Genomic DNA, 17,467 nt, shown 5'->3' with positions numbered 1-17,467 from the left:
CCCTCAAAAAGGGGATGTTTTGTTCCATATTGGAAATAATCACCAGCCTTTCTCCCACTCCGGCTCGCCCGCGAACGCCTCGACCAGGAAATCGATCAGGGTGCGGGAGCGGTGCGCCAGGTATTTTGCCGGCGGGTAGAGGGCGAAAAGGCCCAGCGGCGGGATTTCATAAGATACCAGTACCGGCACAATGGTTTTATTGCGCAGGGTTTCCCCCGCGACAAAGGCGGGCAGACGGGCGATACCCAGTCCAGCGCATGCCGCCTGCAAACACACCTCGGCGTTTGAAAACTTCAGGCGGGCGTTGACCGGCTCCTGAACCGTCTGCTCACCCTGTAAAAAAGGCCAGCGGAAAGGATCGCGGAAGTTGGTATCGATTATACAGTCATGCTGTGAAAGTTCGCCCCAGTGGGAAGGCGTACCCCGCTGCTTAAGATAGTCCGGCGAGGCGACGGCGATAATACGGATATCACACAGCTTTCTGGCCATCAGCGCACTGTCGTTTAGCTTGCCGATGCGCAGCGCCAGGTCAAATCCTTCGTCCACCACGTTAACCACCCGGTCGGCAAAGCTGACGTCCAGTTCAATACCCGGATAGCGCCGGGCAAAGTCGATCAGCGGCTGGGTAAGCTGGGTGGTGCCAAAGGTCACCGGCGCGGAGACGCGCACCCTGCCGGAGGGGGAGTCTGAGGTGGTGCGCACGGAATCATTCAGGGCATCGTACTCAGCCAGCAGGACCCTGACCTTGTCGTAGTACGCTCTGCCGACATCGGTAGCGGTCAGCGCCCGGGTGCTGCGCCGGAAAAGCTGCACGCCCAGCTCCTTTTCCAGACGTGAGATCAGCTTCGACGCCTGGCCGTGGCTGGTGCCCAAACGCTGCGCCGCGGCGGTAAAACTTCCGGTTTCCATCACGCCAATAAACATCCTGTCGCAATCCAGTCTTTCCACTTTGCTTCCTCACCACTCGCTTAGCCGGGAACTAACATAGCCCTATCGGCGCGGTGAGTCATCCGACAGATGCACAATTTGAAATTATGCGCCTGATGTAACAACGGGTTATCAAGAGGATGGAACAGACCTTGCACTTATTTCCGGGATTGCCAGGCTTACATTGATGATTTAATGCACTAATCACGTTAACCGGAGGTGCAGATGGCACGCTTTCAGCAAAAGGTCGTGGTGGTCACCGGGGCGGGTTCAGGTATTGGCGAGGCCACGGCGCAGCGCTTTGCCCTTGAGGGCGCGTCGGTCGTGCTGGCAGGCCGCACGGTTGAAAAACTACACAGCACGCTGGCAACCCTCGCGCCGGGCGACCATCTGGTTGCCCCCTGTGACGTCTCGCAGGCGGACCAGGTGCAGGCGCTGTCGCACAACGTCCAGGCTAAGTATGGCCGGGTCGATGTGTTGGTGAACAATGCGGCCATAGTTGTACAGGGACGCATTCACGACATCGCGCCTGAGGAGTGGAAAAATCTCATGGCCATCAATCTCGATGGCGTTTTTTACTGCGTACACTACTTTATGCCCGCCCTGCTTATCACCAAAGGTAATGTGGTCAATGTCTCCTCTATCTCTGGCCTGCGAGGCGACTGGGGCATAAGCGTATACAATGCGGCAAAGGGGGCCGTCAGCAACTTCACCCGCGCGCTGGCGCTGGACTACGGCGCAGACGGCGTGCGCGTCAACGCTATCTGCCCCGGCCTGACCATGACGGTCCTGACCGAACGGATCATGAACGCGCCACAGCTGTTGGAAAAGTTCACCCAGCGCATCCCATTAAATCGCGCAGGGGAACCCGCGGATATCGCCAGCGCCATTGCTTTTATCGCCAGCGATGATGCGCGCTATATCACCGGCGTCAATCTGCCGGTTGATGGCGGCGTTACCGCCTCTAACGGTCAGCCCGCCCAGGGGTAGTCCTGCCTGTTGCCCGCTGCCCGCTGCCCGCTGCCCGCTGCCCGCTGCCCGCTGCCCGCTGCCCGGCATGATTTATGCAAAAAACCCTGTGCAATTACAACTAATTAGCCCTCCCGCGCCGCGCCTTCACTTGCACTTCGCGCTAAGCCTGCCAGGCTTACACCCATGATTTAATTCGGTAATAATGATGAACAGGAGTTCAAAATGGCACGTTTTCAGCAAAAAGTAGTCGTCATCACCGGGGCAGGTTCAGGTATTGGCGAAGCCGCGGCGCAGCGCTTCGCCCGCGAAGGCGCATCGGTGGTACTGGTAGGCCGTACCGCTGAAAAGCTGGAAAAAACGCTGACCACGATGACCCAGGGCGATCATCTGGTGGCCCCCTGTGACGTCGCCGACGCGGGCCAGGTCCAGGCGCTTGCGCGCAAGGTGCAGGATAAGTATGGCCGGGTGGACGTGCTGGTGAATAACGCCGGCATTATCGTTCAGGGGCGCATTCATGAAATCGCGCTTGAAGACTGGAACAAGCTGATGGGCGTGGATCTGAACGGTGTATTCCACTGCGTCCACTACTTTATGCCCGCGCTGCTGAAAACCAAAGGCAACGTCGTGAATATCTCCTCCGTTTCCGGCCTGGGCGGCGACTGGGGTATGAGCGTCTATAACGCAGCGAAAGGCGCGGTGACCAACCTGTCTCTTATACACATCTGACGCTGCCGACGNGCCGTCTGTCCCGGTCTGACCATGACCGATCTGACGGAAGGGATGAAGGATGACCAGCAGCTGCTGAATAAATTCTATGAGCGTATCCCGCTGAACCGCGCGGGTGAGCCGGAAGATATCGCTAACGCGATTGCCTTTATCGCCAGCGATGACGCCCGTTACATTACCGGGGTCAATCTGCCGGTAGACGGTGGCATCATGGCCTCAAACGGACAGCCTAAGCAGGCATAAGCCCGCCTTCCCTGCGCAGGGCGGCTTAATGGAGAGATGCATGTCGGCTCGTCTACTGGTTGTCGCCCTTGCCCTGTTTCTGCCCTTCTCCGCGCTGGCGAACCTGTTTACGGTTGGCCAGCGCCTTCCTCCTGTAGTCGTATATGATGCAGGCGAAGTGATCGCCAGCGCCGGAGATATGGACTACCGGCCCTGGAACAGCGTCGGGTTAACCGGCAGGGTGCGCGTGGTGATGCATCTGGCCGGACGGCTTTCTGCCAGAGACGAAAATGCGCCGCTGAGTGCGGCGTTAGCGGCGGCTCACCTGCCACCGACGCGCTTCCAGACGTCAATCATTGTTAACGCAGACGATGCCATCCCCGGCAGCGCCGTATTTGTGCGCGCCAGCCTGCGGTCCGCCAAACGCGAGTCGCCCTCGACACAGTTTATTATCGACAATCGCGGCGCGGTTAAGCGCGCCTGGCAACTGACCCCCGGCAGCGCAGCCGTGGTGGTGGTCGATAGCGCTGGCCTCATTCGCTTTGCCAAAGAGGGCGCGCTGACGCCTGCGGAGATCAATCAGGTTTTGGCGCTGCTGCACCAACTGCTGCAATAAGCCGCTGAAACGTAGGCGCGGATTGCTCCATACGGCCCCCATCCTGCATCAGTTAAGCTTTTTTTCATCGTTTATCAGCGCAATTTCTTAATAATACTCTAGCCTTATCAACAGGGACCGTGCATTTATTCCTGTAGCGTCCATTCGCTTTCCGGCCCATTAATTTACTGATTCGATTAAGAGTGACCATGACAGTGTTAGCAGAAAAATCCCCCGATATGGATACCGAATTGCTGGCGCTGCGTGAGGCCCTGGAGCGGCGGCTCGACTCGTTGCTGCCTGCCGGTGGCGAGCGGGACCGCGTAAGGGCTGCTATGCGCGAAGGCACGCTGACGCCTGGAAAGCGCATGCGTCCCCTGCTGCTGCTGCTGGCCGCCTGTGATTTGGGGTGTGATAAAAGCCACCCCGGCCTGCTTGATTTAGCCTGCGCCGTAGAGATGATCCATGCCGCCTCGCTGATCCTTGATGATATTCCCTGCATGGATAACGCCCTGCTGCGCCGTGGCCGGGCCACCATTCACCGTCAGTTTGGCGAGGATGTGGCGGTGCTGGCTGCCGTCGCCCTGCTAAGCAGCGCCTTTGGCACCGTCGCGGCCGCAGAGGGGTTATCAGGAAACTGTCGCGCGCAGGCGGTGGCGGAGCTGTCTGCCGCCGTCGGTTTGCAGGGGCTGGTACAGGGTCAGTTTCAGGATCTTAAGGAAGGCGGTGCATGCCGCAGCAGTGAAGCTATCGCCACCACAAATGATTTGAAAACCAGCATGCTGTTTGACGCCACCATCCAGATGGCGGCGCTGGCCGCCGATGCGCCCCCTGTCGTGCGCCAGAAGCTGCGCGGCTTCGCACAGGATCTGGGGCAGGCGTTCCAGCTCCTTGACGATCTGGCCGACAGCCATAGCGGCTCCGGCAAGGATCTGAATCAGGATGCGGGCAAATCGACCCTGGTGGCCCTGCTGGGTGCCGAAGAGGTACACCGCCGCCTGCAAAATCACCTGCACAGTGCCGATCGGCACTTTGCCTTCGTCTGTCATCAGGGGCTGGCGACCCGGCGCTTTATGCATCGCTGGTTCAACCAGCAGCTGGCCACGTTGCGTTAACGTCTGTTTAAACGGGTGCCTGCGCGGGTGTTGAGCCTGTGGTTTGTCAGAAACCGCCCGCCGTAGTGACGCCTGCAAATGACCGAATAATGGATTCACCGGAGTACCCATGAAGGACGCGGATCTGATTCAGCGTAAAAAAGATCACCTGGATATCGTGCTTAACCCGGCGCGCGCCGTCAGCAGGATCCGTACAGGATTTGACCACTGGCGTTTTGAGCACTGCGCCCTGCCCGAAATTGATTTTGATCGTATCGATCTCAGCACCTCTCTGTTTGGCAGGCCGATGAAAGCGCCGATTATGATCGGGTCAATGACCGGAGGAGCCCGTCGCGCCCAGGAGATTAATCTTCACCTGGCGTCCACGGCGCAGACGCTGGGCCTGGCGATGGGCGTCGGCTCGCAGCGGGTGGCGCTGGAGAGCGACGTCAATTTCGGCCTGAATAAAAATTTACGCGCTATTGCGCCGGACATCCCACTGATGGCTAACCTCGGCGCGGCGCAGATCGTCGGCCCAACCGGGCTGGACTATGCGCGTCGTGCGGTAGAGATGATTGAGGCCGATGCCCTGATCGTGCATCTCAACCCGCTCCAGGAAGCGCTGCAAAACGGCGGGGACCGCGACTGGCGGGGCGTACTGTCCGCCATTGCCGGACTGGTTAAGCAGCTGGCAGTGCCGGTGGTGGTCAAAGAGGTCGGTGCCGGGCTCTCGCCTGACGTGGCCCGTCGGCTGGCAGAGGCGGGCGTGACCCTGCTGGACGTGGCTGGCGCGGGCGGCACCAGCTGGGCGGCGGTGGAGGGCGAGCGCGCCACCAGCGCGCAGCAGCGTGCCGTCGCCATGGCCTTCGCCGACTGGGGCATTCCCACCAGCGAGGCGCTGCGGGGAATACGCGCCGCCCTGCCCGACCTGCCCCTGATCGCCTCTGGCGGAATTGTTGACGGCATTGATATTGCCAAAGCCATTGCCCTGGGCGCGGATGTGGTCGGCCTTGCCGCCGCGATACTCCCCAGCGCCACCGCGTCAGAACAGGCCGTCACGGCGTTTTTCCAGGTACTGATTGCGCAGCTGCAAACCGCCTGCTTCTGCACCGGCAGCACTAACCTGCGCGAGCTGCGCCACGCACCGATGCACTACGCAGGAAGCGGGGCATGAGCCACTACGCCGTGGTTGCGCCGCCGCTTTTCAGCCACGTGCGCGCGCTCCAGGCCCTGGCGCAGGCGCTGATGGCGCGGGGACATCGCATCACCTTTATTCAGCCGCCCGAAGCGCGAAGCCTGCTCAGCGACGCAAACATCGCTTTCGAGCCGGTAGAGAACCTGCCTGCGGGCACGCCCACCCGCGCCTTCAGGCTGACCGTTAACCCGCGAAGCCTCTCCCTCTTCGGCGTGATTGATGATATGGCCCACGCCACCGATCGGCTCTGCTGCGCCCTGCCTGCCATCCTGAACAGACTGGCGGTGGACGGCCTGATCGTCGACCAGATGGAGCCTGCCGGTGGGCTGGTCGCCGACGCGCTGGGGCTCCCTTTTGTCTCGGTTGCCTGCGCCCTGCCGGTTAACCGCGAGGTGGGCCTGCCGCTGCCGGTTATGCCGTTTGCCTGGGGCACCGATCGCCGGGCGCAAAAACTTTATCATTCCAGCCAGCAAATCTACGACTGGATGATGCGCGGACATACCAGGATCATTAATCGCCATGCGCGCGCCTTTGGCCTGACGCCCCGCCAGGGATTGCACGACTGCCTGTCGCCGCTGGCGCAAATCAGCCAGACCCTGCCCGCGCTGGATTTCCCCCGTCGCGCGCTGCCCGCCGGATTTCATGCCGTCGGGCCGCTGCGATCCCCAGGCAAAACGGGCAGGGCAGCCTGGCCGCTGGATCCCTCCCGGCCCTTTATTTTTGCCTCACTCGGCACCCTGCAGGGGCATCGTTTCCGTCTGTTCAACACTATCGCCCGCGCCTGTCGCCGCCTGGACGCCCAGCTGCTTATCGCCCACTGCGGCGGCCTCAATTCGCGCGAAGTCGAAAAATTACGTCACGCCGGTGCCAGCTGGGTCACAGACTTTGCCGATCAGGATGCCGTTTTGCGTCAGGCGCAGGCGGTGGTGACGCACGGCGGTCTGAATACCGTGGCCGACGCGGTGAAAAATATCACGCCAATCCTTGCCATTCCGATCGCCTTTGATCAGCCCGGCGTTGCCGCGCGCGTCGCCTGGAGCGGCACTGGACGGCGCGCCTCTCGTTTCAGCAGCAGCAAAACGCTGGCGCACCATCTCGACGCGCTGTTAAACGACAATCGCTATCGGGAAAACCTGTCAGCCATGCAGGCTCAGCTCAGCAGCGCGGGTGGCGCGTCTGCCGCCGCACTCATCGTCGAGCAGGCGTTAAGCCCGCGTTTTTCCACAGCGGATAAGGTGGCACCGTGAAGAAATCGGATGTGATCCTGCTGGGCGGCGGCCTGGCCAATGGCCTTATCGCCCTGCGCTTAGCGCAGCGTCAGCCCACGCTCCGCGTGTTAATGCTGGAGGAAAGCGCGCGTTGCGGCGGTAACCACACCTGGTCCTTTCATCAAAGCGACCTGACGCCTGAACAGCAGGAGTGGATCGACCCGCTGGTCGCCCACCGCTGGGACGGCTATGACGTGCAGTTTCCACAGCTGACCCGCACCCTGCCCGGCGGCTATATGACGGTAACCGCCGGGCGCTTCGCCGGGGTTGTCGAACAGGCCCTGGGCGACAATCTGCTGACGGGGTGTCCGGCCATCCCGCTCTCCGCGAACAGCGTCCAGCTCGCTGACGGGCAGATCCTGCGGGCAAAAGCGGTAATAGATGGCCGTGGCCATCAGCCCGGTCCCGCGCTGACGGTCGGCAGTCAGGCCTTTTTTGGCCAGCAGTGGCGGCTGGCCCGGCCACATGGCCTGACCCGCCCCATTCTGATGGATGCCACGGTGGATCAGCTGGCGGGCTATCGCTTTGTCTATACCCTGCCACTCACGCCGGATACGCTGCTGATTGAGGATACGCACTATATTGACAGCGCGGCGCTGGACGCCGATCGGGCGCGGCAGCGTATTGCAGACTATGCCGCTGAAAAAGGCTGGCTGTTACAGGAGCTGGAGCGCGAGGAGCAGGGCATTCTGCCCATTACGCTGGCGGGTCAGCCTGGGGCATTCTGGCGACAGCGCGACGGACTGCCGTGCAGCGGCCTGCGCGCCGGGCTTTTTCACCCGACCACCGGCTACTCACTGCCGCTGGCTGTTCAGCTGGCCGATCTGATCGCCAGCCAGCCCTCGCCGGATAGCGCCCAGCTGTTCCGACTCATTCAGGATTTTGCGCTACGCCAGTGGCGGCATCAGCGCTTTTTCCGCCTGCTAAACCGCATGCTTTTCCTGGCCGGTCCTCCGGCCGGGCGCTGGCGCGTCATGCAGCGCTTTTACGGCCTTAGCGACGGGCTGATTGCCCGCTTCTATGCCGGTCACCCTACCCACTTTGACCGGGTACGGATCCTGTCGGGCAAGCCGCCGGTTCCGGTAGGCGAAGCCCTGCGCGCCATCCTTAAACATCACCCCAGGCTGCGAGCCCTTAAATGAAAAGAACTATTGTTGTAGGAGCCGGCTTCGGCGGGCTGGCATTAGCCATCCGGCTACAGTCGGCGGGCATTCCCACGCTGCTGCTTGAAGGGCGAGACAAGCCCGGCGGGCGCGCTTACGTCTACCAGGATCAGGGTTTTACCTTTGACGCCGGGCCAACGGTGATTACCGATCCCACCGCCATTGAGGAGCTGTTTGCCCTGACCGGTAAACGCATGGCAGATTACGTCGAACTGCTGCCGGTTAAACCCTTTTATCGCCTCTGCTGGGAAACGGGCCGGGTGCTGGACTACGATAACGATCAGCCTGCACTGGAGGCGCAGATCGCCCGCTTCAATCCCCGCGATGTAGCGGGCTATCAGCGTTTTCTCGACTATTCGCGCGCGGTGTTCAAAGAGGGCTACCTGAAACTCGGCACCGTCCCCTTCCTCTCTTTCCGCGATATGCTGCGTGCCGGGCCTCAGTTGGCCCGCCTCCAGGCCTGGCGCAGCGTCTACAGCATGGTTGCCTCATTTATTGAGGACGAACACCTGCGTCAGGCTTTCTCTTTTCACTCGCTGCTGGTCGGCGGCAATCCCTTTACCACCTCCTCCATTTACACCCTGATCCACGCCCTGGAGCGGGAATGGGGCGTGTGGTTCCCCCGGGGCGGAACCGGGGCGCTGGTGCAGGGCATGGTGAATCTGTTTGAGGATCTCGGCGGAAAAATTGAGCTGAACGCGGAGGTTGATCGGCTGGAAACCCAGGGCGATAAGATTTCAGCGGTTCACCTGACCGATGGTCGCCGTATTGATACGCCCGCCGTCGCCTCAAATGCAGATGTAGTGCATACCTATGAAAAGCTGCTCGGCCACCACCCCAGAGGTGCGGCGCGCGCGACCTCTCTTAAACGTAAGCGCATGAGCAACTCTCTGTTCGTGCTCTACTTCGGGCTTAATCATCATCACAGCCAGCTGGCGCACCATACGGTGTGCTTCGGCCCGCGCTACGAAGAGCTGATCAGCGATATTTTTACCCGCAACAGCCTGGCCGACGACTTTTCGCTCTATCTGCATGCCCCCTGCGTCACCGACCCGTCGCTGGCCCCGCCGGGCTGCGGCAGCTACTACGTGCTGGCCCCCGTGCCGCACCTGGGTACTGCCGATCTCGACTGGGACGTGGAAGGGCCGCGCCTGCGCGATCGCATCTTCGACTATCTGGAGGAGCGCTATATGCCTGGCCTGCGCCAGCAGCTGGTCACCCACCGGATGTTTACCCCCTTCGATTTTCGCGACGAACTGGGCGCACATCTTGGTTCGGCCTTCTCGGTAGAACCGATTCTGACCCAAAGCGCCTGGTTCCGGCCACATAACCGCGACAGTCACATTACTAACCTCTACCTGGTGGGCGCAGGCACACACCCCGGCGCAGGCGTACCGGGCGTGATCGGCTCCGCCAAGGCCACCGCCGGCCTGATGCTGGAGGATTTAGCCCCTTGAATCAGCCTTTACTTACTCACGCTACCCAGACTATGGCGGTCGGCTCGAAAAGCTTTGCGTCCGCCTCAAAGCTGTTTGACGCAAAGACGCGTCGCAGCGCGCTGATGCTCTATGCCTGGTGCCGTCACTGCGACGACGTTATAGATGGCCAGGAACTGGGTTTCAGCCGTGACGGGGCGGAATACAGTCCTCTCTCTGCGTTTAGCAACCCGCTATCTGACAGCCCGGACGCTGGCGCGGGCTACGTAACCGCTGACAGCAGCCCGGAGCAGCGGCTGGAAAGGCTTAAAGTCCTCACCCATCAGGCGCTTAGCGGCGCCCCTGTGTCGGAACCCGCCTTTGCCGCCTTTCAGGAAGTCGCCCTGGCCAGCGCCATTCCAGAACGGCTGGCTTTCGATCACCTTGAAGGTTACGCCATGGACGTGCGGGGCGAGGCTTATTACACCCTTGATGACACCCTGCGCTACTGCTATCACGTAGCCGGGGTCGTCGGGCTGATGATGGCGCAGGTGATGGGCGTGCGCGATCCCGCCGTGCTGGATCGGGCCTGCGATCTTGGGCTGGCCTTTCAGCTCACCAATATTGCGCGTGATATTGTGGAAGATGCCCACGGCGGGCGCTGCTACCTGCCTACTCGCTGGCTGGCTGAAGAGGGTATGGACAGGGCGAACTATGCCAGCCCAGTCAACCGGGCCGCGCTGGCAAGAGTATCCCGGCGGCTGGTCGACGCCGCCGAGCCTTACTATCAGTCGGCCCGGGCGGGCCTGACCGGATTGCCACTTCGCTCCGCCTGGGCGATTGCTACTGCCCGTGGCGTCTACCGGGAGATCGGCGTCAAGGTCAGCAACGCCGGAGAACAGGCCTGGGACCGGCGTCAGGGCACCAGCAAAGGCGAGAAACTGGGGCTGCTGCTCTCGGGGGCTGGGCTGGCGCTTACTTCTCGTCTTGCGAAGCCGGGCCCGCGTCCCGATTCGCTCTGGCAGCGTCCTCGCTGACCGGCTTACCGTGCCGCTGGCGCAGCGTTTTTTGCAGCTTCGACAGCGGCGGCGCATACAGGAATCCGAAAGAGACGCAGCCCTCGCGGCCCCGGACGGCGTGATGCAGACGATGCGCCATATAGAGACGCTTCAGGTAGCCGCGTCGGGGTATATAGCGAAACGGCCAGCGCTGGTGCACCAGCCCGTCGTGAACGATAAAATAGAGCGCGCCGTAGGCGGTCATGCCCGCACCAATCCACTGGAGTGGCCAGACGCCGGTACTGCCCAGATAGATCAGCACAATGGCAAGCACCGCAAAGACCACCGCATAAAGGTCATTTAACTCCAGCCCGCCCTTATGTGGCCGGTGATGAGAATGATGCCAGCCCCACCCCCAGCTATGCATAATGTACTTATGGGCCAGTGCCGCCACCACTTCCATCACGATGATGGTAAACAGCACGATTAATGCGTTGTACAACAGCTGCATCTTATTCGCTCTTCTCCGGTTCGATGGCAGTAAGCTTAATAGATAAACTGCCCGACGACTGAGTTTTACTGAATTAACGCTTTGTTTCTGAGCCAGGCAGAGCCATACGCTGAATTAACTGCGTGACTTAACGGCGGATGGGGGAATGCTAACCACGAAGGTCAGGGAAAACCTTGAAATTGGGGGCGTTGTGCCAAAGAGGCTACTCGCTTATGGTGAGCAAAGCTGACGTGTGCTGAACGGAAGGTTTAACGGTAAGTGCAAGTGCGAAAAGGTTTTTTTATCGTTTTTTTATTAATTATATTGCGTATTCCCTGGTGGATCTCTTAGCTATCGATGTGGGTAAGGCCAGCTATGATCGACGCCTGTTGCAGAAAAAACGCCTGTTATTATCAGATAGCCCAGCAGGACAACGAACAATAACAATGTTATTTTTTCAAATAATACAAACACATTCGCTAACTTCATGGCGAGCACCTCAACGTTTACAGGGTTAAAGAACATTCTGAAAAGTTAGAATGTTACCGGTAAAATCGCAAGCGCCGAGGCCGTGATAACTCATTAAGTTTGTTAATTGATATTTCTACCCACCCGCTCCTCAAAAGGAACGGGGCTGGCGTAGGTCGTTATGGCGGGATCAGACTTCATCGATCGTAAAGCCGATCTGCTGCCCACAGGAGAGTTCAAGCGTATTACCGTCCGGGTCAGCAAACAGCGCCCAGTAGCCCACTGGCGGGCCGGATTGCTGTGGCGGCTTGCGCAGCACTCCTTCCCGTTCGGCCATGCTCACTTTTATATCAATTTCATCAATGGTTGCGCAGGCCACGCCCAGATGCCCAAACGGACCAAGAGGCGTATCCCTTCCCGCCTGCGTCTGCACCAGCACAATGGCAAAGCGCCGGGTAAGATCGCTGAGCCATGCCACTTTCTCAGCCTCCGGTACGCCCGGCTCACGCTGATGAACGACCTTCATCGCGGCATAGCGCTGATAAAAATCGATACTTTTCGCGATATCTTTCACTTCAAAGGCAACGTGGGTCAAACCAATATCAGTCGCTGTCATCATCTTTATCCTGCGGCGTTTATGTCCTGCAAGAATATGTTATCGCGCGCAGCGCATTTATCCGCCAGTGCGCCCCGGGGTAATGGAGAGCACGGCGGGCGACATTGCTGTGGGGGATATTATCTAAAGCGTTGAGGGTGCGGGGTAAAGGATTGAAAAATCGGCTGTCTTAAGAGAGCTACTCATTGCCCCACTGATTCAGAAACGTCGCAATGTCATCAATACGAAGCGCGTCGATGCCCGCCTCCCTGGCCAGCTCAGTTTGTGTACTCTCGCTGATCTCTTCGTTATTCATTAAGCGGGTGACTAGCAGCTGGAAATAACGCGCCAGAGGGTCACGCTCCAGGTCGCTTACCGGCTTTGCAGATTCCGTCGAATACTCATCTACGATGTCATAAAATTTTAGCGGTACGTCATTGTTCATCATTCATCCCCGGGAGTTAAGGTGGGTGTCAGTTACTGCCTCAGTCGGCTGGTGTGGATAATAGCATTTTAAGGGGTTTTCGTGTCATCCTGGGCATTGATCCCACTGTTCTCCCGACCGGGCCAACAAAAAACTGTATATAAATACAGTTTCCGCTTTTCGTAACGAATTTTAGTCAGTAAGGTAGGGGTTAAGAGCAAACAGCATCCCCCATTAATATCAAAGGAGATTCATTATGTCTTTCACTGAGATAAATATGAAGAGCGGGAATATCTGAGCACACTTTATTGCAGTGGCGCGCTGAGAAAACAAAACCATCATATTCATGTATGAATACCGAACAATGTAAAATTTGCCGTTACGAACAGGTTATTAGCCGCCAGGGTAGCCGGTCAACGGCATAAATTTAAAAAGTCTGTTTTCTAAAGCATAACTAACGTTAGCAGGTGAGCGACTGGCTTTTCCGGTTATAGCACTAATATAAATCAGACATAAATAACCAAACTGCAATGAACAGTGATTTGGAACAGGCCACGTTCATAGTGACCACTATAAATTATATTTACGGCACCAAACATCAATTATAAGTATTGCACTGCCTGCGGCCAGCTGCTCTCGGTTAACGACAGGCTAATCATCTATTATATTCAGGAGGTTCAACATGACAGATCAAAAATCAACAGCGGCTACTTCAACAACTTCTCAGGCAGCAGCGAGCGATACGAGTGTTCCCGCCGCTCTGTCAAATCCAGACGGTTTTAAATATATTGGTCAGGTAACATCTTTCACAAAGCTCGCCAGTACAATCCCGGATCGGGCTGGTCAGGTGATATTACTATTGGGTTGGAATGAAGGGACCATTTACGGCGGTGGCTCATTTATATCCCGTGCCGGCAAAGTTGCTGCCACGGACAATGGTATGGTCATGCCCGTAAACAGCAGCTTTTACTGGGAGCGTATTGTCGAGAATAAATCACAGATAAATGTGACGCATTTTGGCGCACTGCCCGATGGTAAAACGGACTGCATTAAGGCTGTTCAGGCAATGTTTGACTGGACCCAGAAGCAGACTGATGCGGCGATAAATATTGGCATCCAGTTTCCTGCCGGTGATTTTGCGATTTCGTCGATGGATATTTCCAACTCTTATGTATCCCGCTTTCGTGTGAGTGGCGCTCCTAATAGCTTTGGTTATTTCTCATCAACGCAACTTTATCTGATTGGTACCAACGAAAACTTCGCGTTTAAAGTTAACGCGAGACAGGTTGAACTGGCCTATTTGTCTGTTAGTGGGCAATATGATAAGGCGGTGAACACCCGCGCATTTTTCAAAAATATCTGCACCTCCGGCGAGTATATTCACGGTAATAACCTTTTTATCAGCCATCTGGGTGGGGATTTTGTCAACGTACTGGACACGCTTGATACAAAATTCAGTGAGTTCTATACCACCAATACCTACGGCTCGATTATTAAAGGGACATGGTCTAACTCTGAATCCGGCACCTGGTATCATATTACTGCGGTTGAGCTCAGCAACTTTAATATTCAGAACAGCCACAATGTGCAGGCTCTTGACCTGCAGCGCTGTACCCAGTCCTTTATTAAAAACGGTTGGATTGAAAAAACGGACTTCCCCGGCGATTTTTCTAACGGCCAGTGGTTGATTGAGGGATTAAGTCTGGAAGGATGTGCGAATCCGCTCGATCTGACCTTTGCCAGCGTCATTATGCGTCAGATGAGCCTGCAGACCGGCTCGAGAATCACTTACGACAACCCCGATAAAACGCGCTGGCTGCAACGCTATGAATACGGACGTGCTCAGCTCGAAGCCTATGGGATGGACATGCGCGGAAGCATGGCTTATAGCTATCTGCACAGTAATCTGCGCTTCCGTAATGACAGTGATAAACCTGTTTGGATCCACGTAGGCCTTTATACGGTCACAACCGACAGTGATGAGACGAAGATCCGCTTTACCGGTGGACATGCCCTCTCTCCGGTTGCAGCAAATTCTGGCGTCTGGGATTCGAATAATTTTGGTGGGGGTGAGCTGGAGATGATGCTCCGCCGCGGCCCGGGTTCAGGTGTCAGACAGGATGGTTCCGTCACGGTTACTGGCAGCTCACCGTTACAGGATATTCGCGTTTGGCGTCCTTATGAGCCGGATATTGAAATTTATGTGCAGCTTAAACCCAATTGTGGCTGGGTTAACTGCAACATTGAAACGACAGCCCACTCGCATTTTACCGCCGGGGTCAGTTTCCTGTGGACGCCAGATGGTACCGTTGTCGCCGAAACTGACGTTTTAGCAAAAGCAACGTATACGCCGCGGAAAACCACATCGTGGGGAACGCTGGGGGCCGGCATTGTTATTATGGAAGACGGCACGTTTCACTATCAGGGTAAAGCCCCGCTCGATGGCAAGATGCCAGTAAATCTCAATGGCACCAATTATTTAATCCCACTTGAGGCTTATCCTTACTTATCCGATGGCTTCATGCGTCAGGGAGCTATTGGCGGCAGCCGGAACGATAATTATCTCGGCGGTAATTTTCAAAATACCTGGGGCGTGACGGGTGTTACCGAAGGTGGTGCAGTTACCACTAATGGCATGCTGAATATTTCTCAGAAAGCGGCTGCTGTTATTGCAATGGGCATACAGCTCACTGACTATGATGCGCGCTTTAAATTAGTGAGCGGCCCGGCAAATACCGCTAGCGATATACAAACAACCTTTGACTTTCGCCGGCCAACAGGTAATACAGGCGTCGATGGCTACCGTTTAGCTTTTATGGGTAAAGATGCCAATGGCAACAATACCGTTCGCCTTTATAAGCGTGTCAGCTCAGTGTCATCAGTTATCAGCCCGCAGGATGGACAAATTACTGATGGTCAAACATTACGCGTTGTGGTGAAAGGAAACCAGATTACGGTATATGCAGATGCAGCAATCATCTGGCATATTGTTGATAACAGTATCAGCGGTGGACGGGTAGCCGCTTTCAGTACGGGCGCAAACAATGCGGGCATTATAATTTCAGATTTCAAAGTTTATGAGGTGTGATGCAAGGACATGATGTAACTCAAACAGGTATGTACTCATCGCTCCGGTCTCCACAACAATAAAGCCGCCCGTTAAGAACTGATACCGTAAAATTGCACGCTTTATCAGGCAGTTATCACCGCCTGGGTTCGGTAATTTCCTGACCCGGGCTTTTTAGTTTCTATTTTATTTTTAGCTGTCGAAAGGGTTTGTAAGTATCCCGCTAAAACGGCCCATTCACTTTTAGAGATCTTCCCACATACTGATTATGTCCCCTTCTGACCCCACATTTTACGATGAGCATATGCCAGGCATGCAGGACGTTATCGCTGTGCAGGACGGTGTTTCGTTATCAACCGGATACGCGACGTGATGAACCGTTGAACCCGAAACTGACTCACCGACCTTCCCTGTCACGTCGCTTAGCTGTTGACAGCCTGCGGCATAAGGGTGGCAGATATTAATAAAGTAGAAGTCGTTTTTTTTATTTTAAAATAAACTGTACAGGATCATAATAAAGCTCACTAAACTGAGATTTTCGTTTAGAACAGTGAGTGGTGGTGTTTTCCCTTGTGTCGGCAAAGCCGTTAACGCGAAGTCGGACAAACCCGGCTGGAATGCCAACTAACGTACCAACCGCAACCAGCTCCTTCATCGTCTGCTGGCGACGTGGCCTTTTACTCTTTCAGCTCCACAACCTTTACAAACTGACAGATGCTCCTGGATTCCTGTACCGCCAAACGGACATCCTGACATATCCCCCCACCAAATATCATCTAATTAATTGATATAATTGATCTGAAGAAAGAACCTGTCAGAGCGGTTTTATCGATAAAATTCATTACAGTTAGCAGTCATAAAATATCAATGTTAATTTATCGATTGATTTAGACAATTAATTACCAATCGACATGAGATTATCAATCGCCATAACTATCAATTTAACCACATCGATCGATTTCACAGATCAATAACTCAAAGAGATTTTAATCAATTAATGGATTTGTGAGACGGGAAAAGGATGCTTGCTGACCCACTGCTCTCTGGAAGTCAGTCTTTTTATGTCTCGCTTTGGGTTAGTGAAAACCCGATTGCGCATATAGCCAGTGGGCATACCCTGTGGCAAACTTACGTTTTCTCAGGCACAGGGAATCTGCTCAATGTCCGAAAGCCACGCTACCTGTCTGTTCACAGAAGGCCGGATAACGCTTCCTGACCAGTATCAGGACCGCACGGTTAATGTTTTTACTCTACCCGGCGAGAACGCCCCCGCATTTAACATCTCACGAGATACCCTCAGTAATGGAGAGGTGCTGCAAGACTATATCGACCGCCAGACAGCGCTCATGGATAAACATCTTAAAGGATGGAAACTGTCTCTGCGCGTGGCAGCCGTGCTGGGGGAAAATATTGCACACGGTGAATGTCTTCATGCCAGCTACTTTCGTGATAACCAGAAGGTCTTTCAGCAGCAGGCCGTCTTTAATACAGCGGAGAAGCATATTTTGGTGTTCACTATGTCCCGTGTGGAAAAAATCAGGGACATGGACAGCCAGTGCTTTCAGGCACTCCTCGGCAGTTTTCGGTTTAACACCNCGGGGCAATGATGATTGCCGGTCTCGGTGCGTCCTGTCTCGGCATTGGCGTCCTTCTGGTCGGGGCCAGCCTGGCGGTGGGATACCTGACAGGTGAACTGGCGACGGCAGCACGGGACAGTATCGCGGATGCGGGCGCGGCCAGCATGCAGAAGGAAGGCATTATCGCCACCGGCTCTCATAACGTGTTCATTAACGGCAGACCTGCCGCCATTGCGACCAACAGCATGGTGGAATGCGCTAAGGACGGTGG

General features: G+C 56.4%; 14 protein-coding genes and 3 pseudogenes. 13 read left to right on the top strand and 4 right to left on the bottom strand.

What is annotated here, in order from left to right; all coding sequences use genetic code 11:
• Positions 1-39: 39 nt before the first annotated feature.
• The gene (locus A1830_RS09330) at positions 40-948 is read right to left on the bottom strand and encodes a LysR family transcriptional regulator (RefSeq protein ID WP_067705045.1); all 909 of its coding nucleotides are present in this window, start codon (positions 946-948) and stop codon (positions 40-42) included.
• A gap of 204 nt (positions 949-1,152) precedes the next feature.
• Between A1830_RS09330 and A1830_RS09325 the strand changes: the two genes are divergently transcribed.
• From A1830_RS09325 to crtB, 9 genes and pseudogenes are all read left to right on the top strand, one after another.
• The gene (locus A1830_RS09325; RefSeq protein ID WP_067705042.1) at positions 1,153-1,917 is read left to right on the top strand and encodes a meso-2,3-butanediol dehydrogenase; all 765 of its coding nucleotides are present in this window, start codon (positions 1,153-1,155) and stop codon (positions 1,915-1,917) included.
• A gap of 204 nt (positions 1,918-2,121) precedes the next feature.
• Positions 2,122-2,868, top strand: a pseudogene (locus A1830_RS09320) (SDR family NAD(P)-dependent oxidoreductase).
• 40 nt (positions 2,869-2,908) lie between these two features.
• Positions 2,909-3,463, top strand: coding sequence for a YtfJ family protein (locus A1830_RS09315; protein WP_067705036.1), 555 nt, complete (start codon positions 2,909-2,911; stop codon positions 3,461-3,463).
• A gap of 188 nt (positions 3,464-3,651) precedes the next feature.
• A complete protein-coding gene (locus A1830_RS09310; protein ID WP_067705034.1) occupies positions 3,652-4,557 on the top strand; it encodes a polyprenyl synthetase family protein in 906 nt (301 codons plus the stop codon).
• Between the two features lie 109 nt (positions 4,558-4,666).
• Entirely contained in the window at positions 4,667-5,710 is a 1,044-nt protein-coding gene (gene fni, locus A1830_RS09305; RefSeq protein WP_067705030.1) for a type 2 isopentenyl-diphosphate Delta-isomerase, read from the top strand.
• A complete protein-coding gene (locus tag A1830_RS09300; RefSeq protein ID WP_067705025.1) occupies positions 5,707-6,978 on the top strand; it encodes a glycosyltransferase in 1,272 nt (423 codons plus the stop codon). Before fni ends, A1830_RS09300 begins: the two co-directional genes overlap by 4 nt.
• Positions 6,975-8,141 carry a lycopene beta-cyclase CrtY gene (gene crtY / locus A1830_RS09295; protein ID WP_067705020.1) on the top strand — a complete coding sequence of 389 codons (1,167 nt, stop codon included), beginning with the start codon at positions 6,975-6,977 and terminating at the stop codon, positions 8,139-8,141. Before A1830_RS09300 ends, crtY begins: the two co-directional genes overlap by 4 nt.
• Positions 8,138-9,619: a phytoene desaturase gene (locus tag A1830_RS09290; protein WP_067705017.1), complete on the top strand. Its 1,482-nt coding sequence runs from the start codon at positions 8,138-8,140 to the stop codon at positions 9,617-9,619. The genes crtY and A1830_RS09290 overlap by 4 nt, the downstream gene beginning before the upstream one ends.
• The gene (gene crtB, locus A1830_RS09285) at positions 9,616-10,614 is read left to right on the top strand and encodes a 15-cis-phytoene synthase CrtB (RefSeq protein WP_067705014.1); all 999 of its coding nucleotides are present in this window, start codon (positions 9,616-9,618) and stop codon (positions 10,612-10,614) included. The genes A1830_RS09290 and crtB overlap by 4 nt, the downstream gene beginning before the upstream one ends.
• Here crtB and A1830_RS09280 read toward each other — a convergent pair.
• The 3 genes from A1830_RS09280 to A1830_RS09270 form a co-directional block, all read right to left on the bottom strand.
• Complete coding sequence (locus A1830_RS09280; RefSeq protein WP_067705011.1) at positions 10,553-11,086, bottom strand: sterol desaturase family protein; 534 nt, start codon at positions 11,084-11,086, stop codon at positions 10,553-10,555. The two genes, crtB and A1830_RS09280, sit on opposite strands and share 62 nt — an antisense overlap.
• A 637-nt stretch (positions 11,087-11,723) precedes the next feature.
• Positions 11,724-12,149, bottom strand: a complete 426-nt coding sequence (locus A1830_RS09275; protein ID WP_067705008.1) for a VOC family protein — start codon at positions 12,147-12,149, stop codon at positions 11,724-11,726.
• Between the two features lie 178 nt (positions 12,150-12,327).
• Positions 12,328-12,573, bottom strand: coding sequence for a YmjA family protein (locus A1830_RS09270; RefSeq protein WP_067705005.1), 246 nt, complete (start codon positions 12,571-12,573; stop codon positions 12,328-12,330).
• Positions 12,574-13,234: 661 nt separating this feature from the next.
• On the opposite strand from A1830_RS09270, the gene A1830_RS09265 reads away from it, so the two are divergent.
• From A1830_RS09265 to A1830_RS22975, 4 genes and pseudogenes are all read left to right on the top strand, one after another.
• Positions 13,235-15,640: a pectate lyase family protein gene (locus A1830_RS09265; RefSeq protein WP_156484976.1), complete on the top strand. Its 2,406-nt coding sequence runs from the start codon at positions 13,235-13,237 to the stop codon at positions 15,638-15,640.
• Positions 15,641-15,897: 257 nt separating this feature from the next.
• A pseudogene (locus tag A1830_RS23970) lies at positions 15,898-16,017 on the top strand (IS3 family transposase); the annotation flags it as partial.
• A 762-nt stretch (positions 16,018-16,779) separates the two neighbouring features.
• Positions 16,780-17,226: a DcrB-related protein gene (locus A1830_RS09260; protein WP_067705001.1), complete on the top strand. Its 447-nt coding sequence runs from the start codon at positions 16,780-16,782 to the stop codon at positions 17,224-17,226.
• Positions 17,223-17,467 (top strand): annotated as a pseudogene (locus A1830_RS22975) (hypothetical protein); the annotation flags it as partial. The gene A1830_RS09260 and the pseudogene A1830_RS22975, both read left to right, overlap by 4 nt.

Origin of the sequence: Erwinia sp. ErVv1 (genome assembly GCF_900068895.1) — a bacterium.
Taxonomy (GTDB): domain Bacteria; phylum Pseudomonadota; class Gammaproteobacteria; order Enterobacterales; family Enterobacteriaceae; genus Erwinia.
Note: the sequence above shows the minus strand (reverse complement) of the source record. Positions and strands in the feature narration are given on the sequence as shown.